A 12,145-nucleotide genomic window follows, 5' to 3' on the forward strand; every position below is an offset into this window, starting at 1 on the left:
ACACCCCTGTTTTGCGATCCCTGTCNATATATAGTTGTACACTCCTAAACGGACGCAAAACGCTGAGAGCTATATAGGACAAGCATTCTAGGGTTTTAGGTGTGGAGCGATCGCATCTTGTCATACATCTATACATAGAAAGCTTGTATGGATTTGGGTGTATACATAGAATCTTTTGATGGTTGTACATGGCTAAATAGTGACTGTATAAGTAATTCAAATCATTTGAAATTAGGGTGTATATATGTATTTGTGTGGCTGTGTGTACGGGTTGCATATATAGACAGATGAGTGTATAGTGGTTGTATAGGGATCGACAACACCCTAATTCAAAAGGCATCCGCCAAACGCCAATCCGATCGGATGCCCTACCCCACTAAGGAGTAAGAACCATGTTATCAACTACCGTCTCAACCGCTTCGATCATTGACCTGCTTCGCAAGACAGTTTTGACCGCTGATGAACAAATCCAGATTGAGGGGGCTGTCACTGCCATTGCTCAAGAACGCAACTGGGCAAGGCACACCGCCGCTTGGTGGCTCAATCAGCAGGCTTTCTCTGAAAATGGTTAGACCCGGTATTCTTCAACTACTGCTTTACCAATTTCTATGAATCACTCAACTCAAGCCTACGATCGCTGGATCTTGGCTCTTCAATCTCAATCACTTTCGGCAGAACAGGTGTTGAGGGCGCGGCTGTCTTTTTCACCGCAGTCACAGTCGCTCTCAAATAGGCTGGAACATTTGGATCGGCTCAAGGCGATGCTTGACCTGTTTCGTCCCTTGAACGGCGAGATTGTGGCTGAACTGAAGCAACGCTATGATGTCCGCTTCACTTACCACTCAAATGCGATCGAGGGCAATACGCTCTCGCTCCGAGAAACGGCTTTAGTGCTGGAACGAGGCATCACGATCGCGGGTAAGTCGCTTAAAGAGCATCTGGAGGTGATTGGGCATGAGCAGGCGATCAATTATATTGAGTCGTTTGCTAAAGCTGATGCGGTCATTGATGAATGGGAACTGAGGCAGATTCACAGTCTGATTTTGCGGCAAATTGACCCGGAAATGGCAGGTCGATTTCGACGACTGGATGTGAAGGCGGCGGGAACTGAGTATGTTTATCCACCTCACTATCAGGTGCAGGCGTTGATGATCAGCTTTGTGCAATGGCTTAATTCTCAGGAGGCTTTGAGCTTACATCCGATCGTTTATGCGTCTGAGGCTCATTTGCGGTTGGTGACGATTCATCCGTTCCAAGATGGCAATGGGCGGTTGGCTCGTCTGTTGATGAATTTATTGCTGATTCGCTCAGGGTTCCCGATCACTGTGATCACGAATCAACAGCGCTCAGACTATATCGATGCGATCGTCCAGGCTCAGGCGGATCGGGGCACTGAAGCGCTCTTCATTCTGGTGGCGAATGCAGCGCAAGAAGCTTTGATTGAGTCTCTCAGTGTGGTGGCGACGGCGGCAAGTAGTCGCGGTCAGGGGCAAGGCTTTTTTGAACAAATCATCCATTATTTCTAACTCATCATGAATGACCGCGAAGTTATCATCACTCGCTACCGCGATCGCATCTCATCGGGGGAACGTACTCGGTTAACTCACGATGAGATGCATCAATTGATTGAGTCGTTCGTCGAACGGTTGAAAGACTCGACGACTCAGAATGAGATTAAAGCACTCTGTGAGGCTGAGATCGCTCTTCTCGATGAGGGCTACCCGAAAGCTACGATCGGGAAGGTCTATTTACCGATGTACCGCAAAGGCATCAAGGCGATGGCAGCAGAAGGCGGATTGCCCATGACTGAAGCGACGAGTCGCCAGTATACCTACACCAAGCGCGAGTCTGGGGAAACGGGGGAAGCTCATGATCATCGAGCGTTGGATTTTCTCAAGTATGACAATGCAACCTATAGCGCGATCTCGCTCAAGTCGGCTGAACTCAACAACGCAAAGCAGGACAATCTCAAGCCTGTAAACCCTGAACAGTATTTAGCGAAAGCGGCTGAACTGCTGCACTCAGATGACCCGTTTGAACTGGCTGTCGGCATTGCGGCAACGACGGGCAGACGGTTTAGTGAAGTGGTGGATAAAGGAAACATTGTGGCAACTGATCAGCCCTACTGGGTGGGTTTTTCAGGGCAACTCAAGAAGAAATCGACGGCTGATAGCTATTTGACCCCTTGCCTGATTCCCGCTGCTGATGTGTTGGCAGCATTGGAACGGTTTCGCTCTCATCCCAGAATTGCTCGTGTGCTTGGGGCTTCTACCAAGGACATCAACCGCAGTCTTGCCAATTCTGTGAAGCGGGCTGTCCATCGGCATTTTGGCACTACAGGCATTATTCCGGTGCTAGAAGGTGAAGCGAGTGTGACTATACACAACTTGCGAGGGGTGTATGGCGAAATCTGTGTACACTTCTTTTGCCCACCATCGCGGGGTGTGGCTCGATTTGTGCAGGAGCGGCTAGGGCACGTTATCTCGGAGGAGGAACTGAAGCGGGGCAACTCCAGCGCCACACAGCATTACTTTCACTATTACTTAATTGACGGTAATGGCAAACACATCGGTTCCAGGGGCGTGAAGTTGACTGATGGGGAGACACTGCCTACCCCTATCGAACCAATTTCGGAAAGCCAGCCTGAAACTTTGCCAGAAACGCAACCGACTCAGCAACCAGAATCGACGATCTCCGTCAGCTTTGCTGCGCCGGAGGCGTTCTCTGCCCTGACTGAGCAAATTTCAACCCTAACTCAGGAAATGCAACGCCTTTGGAGCCACGTAGAGAAAATGAGTACACAGCAACCCCAAGCACCGACCGCAACAGACACAAGCTTTTTTACCCGCGAAATTGAAGACCTGCGATCCCAATTGACAGAACTGAAGCAGGAGCGTGACCAGGCGGCAGCGGCACTAGAACAGGTTAAAAACCAAAATGAATCATTGCAACAGCAGTTTGCTCAAGAGCGGCAAGCCTACCAACAACGAATCGAGGGGCTGACTGAACTGCTGAAACAAACTCCTCCTACCGCTCAAATCGCACCGCCACAACCTGTAGAAGTCTCGGTAGCGGCAACTGAAGTCCAGCCTGTAAGACCTGTTCAACCTACCCAGTCAAAGCCAAAGCGCGAACACATTACCAAAGCAGGGAGCGCCGATCAACGAGTAGAGACGGCAATGACGGCAATTATGGAATGGAACCGCCATCACGACTCAGACAGCGAAAAGTTTGCGATCACTCAATCCCTGTTACAGAAGTCAACTGGCTCAAATATGCCTGCGGTGAAGCGGGTGATGGAGGTCTTCAAAAACGACATTCACGAGCATAACTCTGAGTATGCGCTTGACCCCGATCGTCATAACTACGGTAGAGACTTTGGGGAAATTAAAGAGTGGGTCCAAAGCAGGCTTTAAATAGTAAACCCCTAATTACTGGCGTAATTAGGGGTTTTGAATACCAAACTCAATGGGATTACTGATACCAGATTGTGCATTTGTTTTGGTCTTCTCCAGAACGTTGATCCTGAGTCTTGTGGCACTGATAAAACCGCTGCTGGTTATCCTTTGTAAACCATAAGCTTGTGAACCAATCAAACTGGGCAGCGGAACCAAAACGCTGTTCCCAGTGCTTTTGATGCATCTGCCAGCCTACCCATCCTGATAAACCAGAACACAGTAGTATCGCCACAGTGCCAATACCCAGCGACTGAAAGAAACCCTGATGGCGGATATCCTTCAAATAAGAAGTGCGAGTGCGTTCTAACTCCTGCGCCCAATTTTGCAAGTGAGCTTCGGCATTCTTCCTCATTTCAGCCTGATGTGCTTCTGTGGAGGTTTTTCTAGCAGCATCAAAAGCGGTTGAAAGTTTTGGCAGAAGCGCATCAGCATCCTGATTCCAATGCTCACGGATGATGTCTACCCGATCAACTTGAGACTTGACCCGATCGACAGAATTATCGATTTTGGCTTGGATCGTGCCATAAGTCGTCAGGGCTTCTCTCATGGGGGTGCGACCTCTACCTGATACTAAAGTGACTCAAGCCTCCTGCTGATAAGGTTTTTGAACGATTTCACAGTAGTCCTTTTGATTATCCATTGATCAATTTTACAGGCACTCAAAACCCTTATGGAGCAAAAGGTAATCGGTTTTTTCCAATGTATCGGATGGAGGTCGCACCCTCCTCGCTGAATACAATTTCCTGCTGGGTATAAAGATCACGCGACGTTTCTGATGTGCGGTAAAGGGTCTCTTGAAAGCTTTCCTGAGTCTGTCGTCTTGCAACAACCAGATCGCGAATAAAGTTTACATATCCTGGCAAAATTGTGTCATCAAATAAGGTATCGCCATAAATGGACGCGTCCAAGTCATTCACGTTCGGTACATTCTGAGTTACACCATCCTGTCCTATTTGGTTCTCGCCAATTAACTTTTTATTGAGGTTAGCGAGGCGGCTAGCTTGCCGTAGCAGTTGGCTCTCACTGTTGGCGTAGTAAATATAGAGGGTTTCACAGGGGTGCTGCTTCGGGCGATCGATGCGACCAATTCGCTGCTCTAACGTCATTGGATTCCACGGCAAATCAATGTTGATTAGGTAGTCAGCATCTTGAAGGTTTTGTCCGACTGACAACGTTTCAGACCCGATTAGCACCATGACATCTTCATCAGGGGACGTTCAGCTACAGTCTTACAGGTTGCTGCTGGCGCAAACAGGCGAAATAGGTCTTGTCGCTTAATGCTTGTGCGCTGCTTGCCGGATCGTAAGGCGTTGTGGGGCGAAATCTGAATCGCGCGACCGCTAGCACTGGGGTAGTAACGTTTGGTTGAGCCGATCGCCATGCCGATGCCAAGACGGTCGATTACTTCGTCTTGAGTCATGTAGCGGTAGTAGTCGATTACTGTGTCAGAGAAAATAGAGATGAGGAGAACCTTTTTGCCCTGGCTCACTAGTTCTCGCACTTTGCGCGAAACCTGTTCTCGCTTGTGGTCTTTGACAAACTCATCTGCCAGGAGGTCTTGAATTTCCTGAAGCTGCATCAAGTCATTGTCACAGGCTGACCCCATCGAGTCATACACCCTGCGGGCTTCTACAGGGTCAGATTGCAACCGAGCGATCGCCAGATCAATGGTGCGACGAAGCTGTTGCCGCTTTTCTGGCTGTTCTACTTCGGTTTGTTCTTCATCGTCCTCATCTTCCTCATACTCTTCGCTCCAGGCTTCTCGGTCATTGAAAGTATCAAAGTTAAGCTGTTCCGGTTGATTTGACTCAAAACCATAGTGCAGTAGAATAAACTGCTTTAACCCATCACCATCAGGGGTGACGCTGCTTAGACGCGATTGCATTTCCTCAATTCGTCCCTTGAAATTGACGATCGTGCGACGGAGAGCATACATACTAGACTCTGCCCGTTGCAGGAAAAAGCGCCGTTGATTTTGCAGCAGACCGCGCTGCTCTACACTGCCGGTCAGGTAACGAACGGGATCAGCAAATGGGATATACAGTTGGGTTTCAAATTGGGTGAAGATTTGCTCTAGGGCAGCTTCGGTACTGGTTTCAAATTCGACTGGAAGCCATTCAGCCTGCCGCTTGGCGTAGACATTGAGATCGGGCATAGCATCCCGAAGCATTTGGCGGGTGCGTTGCAGAAACAGTTCCCGGTAGGTGCGCCGAAATAGGGTGGAATCATCGGTGAATTGCTCTACGCCAGTTTCACGATTCTGGAACCACTGGGCGACTTCAACCGGAAAGCCTGCCTCAGTGAAACCTTCTGGTCGGGTTAGAAAAGGCTGAAGGATATTGTAGATGTCTTCGCGGCGGTTGTTCCAAGGCGTTGCTGTCAGCAGTAAGAAGTGACGTTGCCGTCCAGAGTCGCGATCGCGTTCTCGAATTTGCAGACAGAGTTTGTGAATCCGGTTTTTGTAGTTGCGAATGCCTTCGTGTGCCTCATCGATGATCACCAGGTCGGGACCACCATAGCGATTGAAGTCATCGATGAAACCGTTACCCTTCCGGCTCATCAGGTTTTTGTTGTAAAGCTCGTAGTCGGTTTCGCTGAAACCTAGTTCGCTCATCTCGCGTTTCCAGTTGTCGTGTAGCTTACGAGCGGCAACGATCGCAATTTTGGCTTGTCCATTAGTGGCACGGTAAAGCTGGGAAACGGTTGCGGCTAACCGAGTCTTTCCTAAACCGACCGCATCAGCGCAAACGGAAATGCCAAAATCTTGCATGACGCGCAGGCAGTGTTGAGCACCTGACTTCTGGTGTTCAAACAGCGTTCCTTGATTCACTAAGTCGTCGAGCAAGTCACTCCGCTCGACTCGGAACTGCCGAGGGCGCTGCTGTGCCAGCCAGTAAAGAAAATCATTGGGTGTACCGTACTGCCCAGACAAAATCAGTTCAACGGCTTGCTGAAATCCTTCGATCTCATCGAAGTTTGGCAGTGCTTCAACCTGGCTGACTTGAGGCGGTTGCTTTGGCTGAATGGTATATTCTCCACCCGCATTGTCTCTCACGCGAAAATCGGTGATGGGTTGGGGCGGATGGTCGGAGGAAACGGTGAAGTCAGCGGTAATTTCTTCTGGAGTCTGCTCAGTAATAGTGACTTCTACCAGAGTGTTGCCGGGAATGGTAATGCTATCAATTTGATCGAGGTTGTCACCCGTGATTTTGACTTCGGTGGTTTCGCCGGGGGAGAGGGCATTGGGGGTAATTTGATCGATGTGTGGCTGGCGTTGCTCGGCGCGACGATCGTACTCTTGCAGCACCTGCTGAAGGAACTCTTGAGTCAGGTCATAGGCGAGGTCTTGCCGCTGCCACTCGCTATCGAACTCTTGAATGCTTTGCTCAATCGTTTCCTGGTCAAGCTGCTCCCAGGAATAAAGGAAGGTGACGCTTTCAGCATTGCGAGAGTGGGCGGCACGAGTGAAGTTATCGGAGCCTTCGTGCAGAATATGGTTATCCAGTCGATCACTAAAAATGCCTGTCTTCTTGTGATAGAGCGAGCGCTGCTGACTCATCTTGACCAGCTTGATCTCTAAGAATTCCAACCGAATTAATTCAGCTAGAATTTGAGTTCCATTGAAGGCATTCTCTTCGAGTCCTTGAAGAAACTCTTGTAGAGTGCGCTGAATGAATTGGGCGCGATATTCAGAGTTGTGCAGCTTTTCCAGTTCTGCAACATCAGCGCGTTTGGTGAATCCTTGCCAGTCCATCAGGAGGCGAATTTGCCCTTCAGTTTGAACGATCGTTTGCAAGGGTTCTTCGTAAAGTTTGAGAACGCCACTGTCAAAGTAAGCAGTAGAACGGCGGTAAATGCTGCTGCGTTCTAGCATCTGAGCCGTAGCTTTGTGATAGTCCTCTAGCTGGGAGGGGAGACTGTAGCGCCGTTTGATGCCTTTGATTTCTCGAAAGCTGCCATTGAGGAGGGCGGGTTCTTTAGTGGTGCGCTCTAGGGTGAGGAATTTCTCGATGACTTTGAGGTTGCCTGTGCGGAGGAAGGCGGGAGAAGGTAGATCGCCGGGTTTGCGGGGATTGTAGGTGTAAATTTTGGCGGTGTTGGGATCGATCCGCAGGATTTTGTGGGAAACGGCTTTGTCTTTAAAGCCCAGGAGAGAAACGATGTTTTTGAGGAAGCCGCCTTTGTCGGTGTCTCGATGCTGAAAGATCAGCCAGTGTTGACCTTTAACTCCTTTGATGGCGTTGCCTTGAGGCAGGTAGTAGGGGCGCTGCTGACGAGTCAGATTTTGGATGACGGCTTCGAGCATGATGAAGTGTGGTTTATTGGATTTGCTGTGCTGCCAATGTGATAAATTTGGCTGCCTGGTCAATCAGAGTTTGAGCTTGAGTTGGAGAGACATTACCTTGACTTTGATAATCTCCTTGAAGGCGGATTTGTTCTGCTGTGATTAAGTTGCGGTGAAACTCGATCGGAACGCGCCCAAGTCCGGGCAAACTGTTGCCCAAAGGCTGAAATAACAGCCGAGTGTTTTGAGAAGGAGAGCCTTTCACCCTCCAGAAATGCCTCTGCGATATAGAACATGGCATAGTAGGCACGGGAAGCGGCAAATTCTGGGAATCCATTCTCTAGCAAAACTTTTGCAGCCTCTAAGCTGCTGGTGGCTTTTTGTAGCAGGTCTTGCTGCTCGGAAGTCATACTGGAACTCCCTGCTGATGAACGTTGCGGAAGAAGTAGGCATCCTTTTTGCTCTGAAACTGTTGTTCTGACGTGAAAATGCAGGAGATTAACACGGCGTAGTCAAGGCAGAGTGCTGCTAAGAAATTGCTGATACGATCAATCTCTGTGCAAACATCAACGGCACCGCTCAGGATGATCATTACGTCAATGTCAGAATCGAGTTCGGCATCGCCTCGTGCTTGAGAACCAAACAGCACTACTTGAGCCAAGCGATCGCTATATTCTTGTTCTAGATAGGTTCGCAGCTTTGCCAAAATTTCGGTGAGGTGGGGATGGGTCATGGTAATTCACCAGGCGATCAGGGATTCAGACGTTGGAGGATTGCGATCGATGTGATTAGAGGGAGCCTTCAAGTTGAGCGGCATCATCAAAAATTCAATATCATAATGAGAGTAGAGCCATCGGGTTAGGGTTCCAAAATTTTGATTAAAATTCGCAACAGATCGTCTAGATCGGCGGGAACACGGTAGAGGTCGAGGTCTTGAGTCACTTCACGAGAGTTGCGATCGAGCCGTCCAAACTGCCAAATGTTTCCGGTCGAAATCGCACCTTGCAGGATAGGTTGTTCAGATTCGATCCACTGATCGAGAGCAATCAGCTCGATCGCAAGTTGGGTAAAGCCTTTAGCTAGATCTGCGTTTTTAGCTTCAATGACGAGGAGTTTTCCGGCTGAGTAAAGGTAGTAGTCGAGGGAGCCTTTAAGTTGCTCGGTGACGTTGAGCGGATATTCAATGCGAAGTTGGGCATGGGTGTAGTGGACTACCTCTAGCAGCAGGGGAGCGATCAGCAGTTCCTGGTGGGCGGCTTCGCTGGTGAGGCTGATGTAGGGGAGACTTTCTTCGATACGGGTTTTGAAGTTATCAAGTCGATCGAGGTCTAGGGTGGATTGGGGTAAAGCATAGAGGCGCTCGTTTTAGGGTGTAGCCAAATTCTGCCAGGATGTCTTCTGGCTCGTAGGTCATCTCAAAGTATTGTCTGAAGGTATAAGACTGTCCGGGTTGGAGAATGGCGGGTCTGGTCATGGGGAAATGACTCCTAGATAATCGGAAATCCTGATATTGTTTGCTCGTTTTAGTAAACTTACGTCCTCCTCGATCAGGCATTTAGAAATAGCGTGCTATTCAATCAGCATATTTTTATGGTCTTAATATTTCAATTATCTTGATGATCACCTGCTCCAACCGCTCAGATTGTAAGCGCCCAACCGAGTAGAGAATGATGTTTTGATCGGCTGTAAAAATGCGATTGGGGCGAATATTACTGACTTGGTTTAGCTCTCCAGAGATAAAGTCATCTCTTGTAAGCGTTATTGCATAGTCATCACGAGTTGCCTGACTGGTAATCTGGCACAAAATTACATCGTCTCCCGCCAGGGGCGCAACGACAAGCGCCGGACGACGTTTGGTTTGGGTTAAGTCAGAGAAGGGAAATGGGACAATAATTACATCGCCCCTTATAAATTTTGCCATGCTTGATCCTCCTCAACGTTGAGCCAATCTTTTGCCAACGATGATTCACTCAAAAGATGGGTTTCTAATTCTTCTTTTGAGTATTTTATATTGAGAAATTGAATGAAGTCTAAAACTTCGGCAAGCAAATGTTCGGGGATTTTTTCTAGTTCTTGAATGACTGCTTCTTTTGATGTCATGACTGATCTCCTTGTTTTTTAGCATCATACAAATAGCTAAACACCGCTGAATCTCCGTCACGATTTCCTCTGTAAACATTCTTCGAGGTCATCGCCTTGCCATGAGCCAATTGCTTCGAGATGGTTTAGGAATGAGCCTCCTGTAGATGCTTTTGAATTAGTTTTTTTGGGTATGGGCTGAGACGAAGTAGAGGCTTTGTGGGGCTGTGTTGCTTTTAGGTAGCGCAGGTAGTTGAGCGTTTCTGCCAACAACGCTTCTGGAGCGGACTCGATTTCTTGAGAGAGTTCTTCCTTGGTGGTCATGGGTTGTGTCTCCTATTCGATCGGGAATCCCGGTATGGCTTGGTCGATCGCTGCCATTAGTTTAATGGTTTCGCCCAGTGCGATGACGATTTGCTGATAGTGGGCGATGTCTGCGGGGCTGAGGGTACGTCCTTTGCGGTCTTTGAGCCATTTGGCACAGACGGGGTAGCCGCCGACGTAGAAGTTCCAGACGGGTTGGGGGATGTCGGTGAAGCGATCGCCTTTTTTGTTGATGATGACGCTGCGGGTGTTGATGTCATATTTGGGATGGGCTGGATCGACGATGTTTTTGCCGCCTTGCTGGATAAATTGCGGGGGTTGATGGGGTTTTAGGGTGTCGGATTTCATCAGGTGGAGGGCGACGAGTTGCTCGCCGTAGGTGGCGAGTTGGCGAAATAGGGTGTCGTCGCGGGTGAGGGGGACGCGGGGAAAGTCGATTTTGAGGAATTCGGCGTAGCGGCTGCGGTAGGTGGGCGAGTGGAAGATGGCGTAGATGTAGTAGAAGATGGCTTCGGGGGTGGGTGTGTAGCTGAGTTTGGCGGTGATGTCGTTGAGAAAGAGTTGGGAGAAGTTAGAGCGACGGTTCGGGGTTAAGCTGTTTTGATCGGGGTAGAGGTAGAGTGGGAAAAGGTAGTCTTGCCCCTTATTTCCTAAGTAGAAAGTTCCATGAGAACAGATTGTGTTTGTTACACCAAAATGAGAGTATTCATTGTTAATTATCTGACGCATTGTAATTAGCCCCAGATTTTCTCCCAATAGCATTTGTTTCATCACTTCATTACGAGGGAGTTCAACTACATCTTTATGATGATAGTAGGCTCTTACATCAAAAGGACGATATAAACATTTGGTTAAATGCTTTTCCCATTCTTTGTTAGAAGATAAAGAGCGGCGACGAGAGTTGATTTTCCAGTCTCTTGTATCAGGTAAAGCGTATTGAGTAGACATCACATCATCGGAAATTTGTAAGTTGCGAAGGCTTTGTTGCATGAATCCAAAAAAGGGGTCAAGAATCATCACCTCTGGATCGGCAAGTCCCAACGGCTTGTTAAACTTCTCCTTTAACAACACATCGACCGATCGCACCATATAAGAAACCACAGGCTCCGGCGTGTAATAAACGCCTCGACGCTCTCGCATATCTGGCTTATAAGCCGCCAAAAAATCCTCATAAAAGCGAATCACAATATCCTCCCGATTCTGCTTTTCCCGAAAGTCTTGCAAAATCACATCCATCTTCGCCGCTCGCAAAATCGCAAAAATCTCAGCGATCGCCCCAATTAACTCATCGCCCAATTCATCCCCCGATCGCTCCGACACATCCTGAAACAACCGACGCAAAAACGGGTTAGTCTCCGGCAACTGCCGCCAAGCCGACTCCCGATCAAACAGCGTCTCCTTTGGGTTACCCTGACGCTGATCTTGCACATAGCTAAAGATCCGCGCCGTAAACAACGAGTAAGCGATCGTCTGAGCATAAATATCCGAAAAACTATAATCCTTCTCGTTCTCAGATGCCAAACTCAACGACGGCAACAACTCCTGCTGAAAACTCTTTAACAGCTTATGCAAATAGCCCTCTTCACCCCCCCCTCGCCGGATACCGCCGCTCCTCACTCTTATAAACCTTGGGGATAATCTGCTCAATCCGTCGAGCCGCCGCCGCCAATAGCTGCGCCAACTCCTTTGCCGTCTTAATCGGTTCATAAAACGCCCGCTCCACCAACGGAATCGAAATCAACGCCTTGGTCGCGATCGGCAACTCTCCCTGCCGCAACCGATTTAGTCGCGTCTCTAGCTCCGCCGACCCCCAAGCAAACGACTGAATATTACGTTGTCGCAGTCCGCCCTCAGTCGGTAGAACCAACGGCACCTGCCCCGACCGGGAGCATCTCACCTTTGCGATGAGCATAACTACTCAATTCAATCAGCCAACCCTGAGCCAAGGTTGAGAGCGCGTGAAATCGCCATTGAGATAAGCAGAGCGGTGCTTCAGCCC

At 49.0% G+C, this 12,145-nt stretch carries 14 protein-coding genes and 1 pseudogene; 3 read left to right on the plus strand and 12 right to left on the minus strand.

The window, feature by feature from the left end; all coding sequences use genetic code 11:
* The first annotated feature begins 392 nt into the window (after window positions 1-392).
* From BRW63_RS25900 to BRW63_RS25910, 3 genes are read left to right on the plus strand one after another with little or no spacing between them, the layout of a single operon-like run.
* Window positions 393-572, plus strand: coding sequence for a hypothetical protein (locus BRW63_RS25900; RefSeq protein WP_073075216.1), 180 nt, complete (start codon window positions 393-395; stop codon window positions 570-572).
* 36 nt (window positions 573-608) lie between these two features.
* Window positions 609-1,526, plus strand: coding sequence for a Fic family protein (locus tag BRW63_RS25905; protein ID WP_073075215.1), 918 nt, complete (start codon window positions 609-611; stop codon window positions 1,524-1,526).
* A gap of 6 nt (window positions 1,527-1,532) precedes the next feature.
* Window positions 1,533-3,416 carry a protelomerase family protein gene (locus BRW63_RS25910; RefSeq protein WP_073075214.1) on the plus strand — a complete coding sequence of 628 codons (1,884 nt, stop codon included), beginning with the start codon at window positions 1,533-1,535 and terminating at the stop codon, window positions 3,414-3,416.
* Window positions 3,417-3,474: 58 nt separating this feature from the next.
* Here the strand turns inward: BRW63_RS25910 and BRW63_RS25915 are convergent, their stop codons facing one another.
* The 12 genes and pseudogenes from BRW63_RS25915 to BRW63_RS29300 form a co-directional block, all read right to left on the minus strand.
* Entirely contained in the window at window positions 3,475-4,005 is a 531-nt protein-coding gene (locus BRW63_RS25915) for a hypothetical protein (RefSeq protein ID WP_073075213.1), read from the minus strand.
* Between the two features lie 121 nt (window positions 4,006-4,126).
* Window positions 4,127-4,654 (minus strand): C-terminal helicase domain-containing protein, encoded by a 528-nt coding sequence (locus BRW63_RS29285; protein WP_073075217.1) that lies wholly within the window; start codon window positions 4,652-4,654, stop codon window positions 4,127-4,129.
* A complete protein-coding gene (locus BRW63_RS25925) occupies window positions 4,645-7,764 on the minus strand; it encodes a hypothetical protein (RefSeq protein WP_073075218.1) in 3,120 nt (1,039 codons plus the stop codon). Before BRW63_RS25925 ends, BRW63_RS29285 begins: the two co-directional genes overlap by 10 nt.
* Window positions 7,765-7,777: 13 nt before the next feature.
* Window positions 7,778-8,008 carry a hypothetical protein gene (locus tag BRW63_RS29290; RefSeq protein WP_223257525.1) on the minus strand — a complete coding sequence of 77 codons (231 nt, stop codon included), beginning with the start codon at window positions 8,006-8,008 and terminating at the stop codon, window positions 7,778-7,780.
* 10 nt (window positions 8,009-8,018) lie between these two features.
* A pseudogene (locus BRW63_RS30115) lies at window positions 8,019-8,153 on the minus strand (HEPN domain-containing protein); the annotation flags it as partial.
* A complete protein-coding gene (locus BRW63_RS25935; protein ID WP_073075219.1) occupies window positions 8,150-8,476 on the minus strand; it encodes a nucleotidyltransferase domain-containing protein in 327 nt (108 codons plus the stop codon). The gene BRW63_RS25935 and the pseudogene BRW63_RS30115, both read right to left, overlap by 4 nt.
* Window positions 8,477-9,055: 579 nt before the next feature.
* Window positions 9,056-9,217, minus strand: a complete 162-nt coding sequence (locus BRW63_RS29745; RefSeq protein ID WP_244913294.1) for a hypothetical protein — start codon at window positions 9,215-9,217, stop codon at window positions 9,056-9,058.
* A gap of 114 nt (window positions 9,218-9,331) precedes the next feature.
* Entirely contained in the window at window positions 9,332-9,664 is a 333-nt protein-coding gene (locus tag BRW63_RS25945; protein ID WP_073075220.1) for a type II toxin-antitoxin system PemK/MazF family toxin, read from the minus strand.
* Window positions 9,649-9,843, minus strand: coding sequence for a DUF2281 domain-containing protein (locus BRW63_RS25950; protein ID WP_073075221.1), 195 nt, complete (start codon window positions 9,841-9,843; stop codon window positions 9,649-9,651). The genes BRW63_RS25945 and BRW63_RS25950 overlap by 16 nt, the downstream gene beginning before the upstream one ends.
* 57 nt (window positions 9,844-9,900) lie before the next feature.
* On the minus strand, window positions 9,901-10,146 hold the full coding sequence (locus BRW63_RS25955; protein ID WP_073075222.1) for a hypothetical protein: 246 nt from the start codon (window positions 10,144-10,146) through the stop codon (window positions 9,901-9,903).
* A gap of 12 nt (window positions 10,147-10,158) precedes the next feature.
* Window positions 10,159-11,718, minus strand: a complete 1,560-nt coding sequence (locus BRW63_RS28635; protein ID WP_073075223.1) for a type ISP restriction/modification enzyme — start codon at window positions 11,716-11,718, stop codon at window positions 10,159-10,161.
* Window positions 11,719-11,728: 10 nt separating this feature from the next.
* On the minus strand, window positions 11,729-12,019 hold the full coding sequence (locus tag BRW63_RS29300; RefSeq protein ID WP_223257524.1) for a hypothetical protein: 291 nt from the start codon (window positions 12,017-12,019) through the stop codon (window positions 11,729-11,731).
* Between the last annotated feature and the right edge of the window lie 126 nt (window positions 12,020-12,145).

Source organism: Phormidesmis priestleyi ULC007, from assembly GCF_001895925.1.
GTDB classification, from domain to species: domain Bacteria; phylum Cyanobacteriota; class Cyanobacteriia; order Leptolyngbyales; family Leptolyngbyaceae; genus Phormidesmis_A; species Phormidesmis_A priestleyi_A.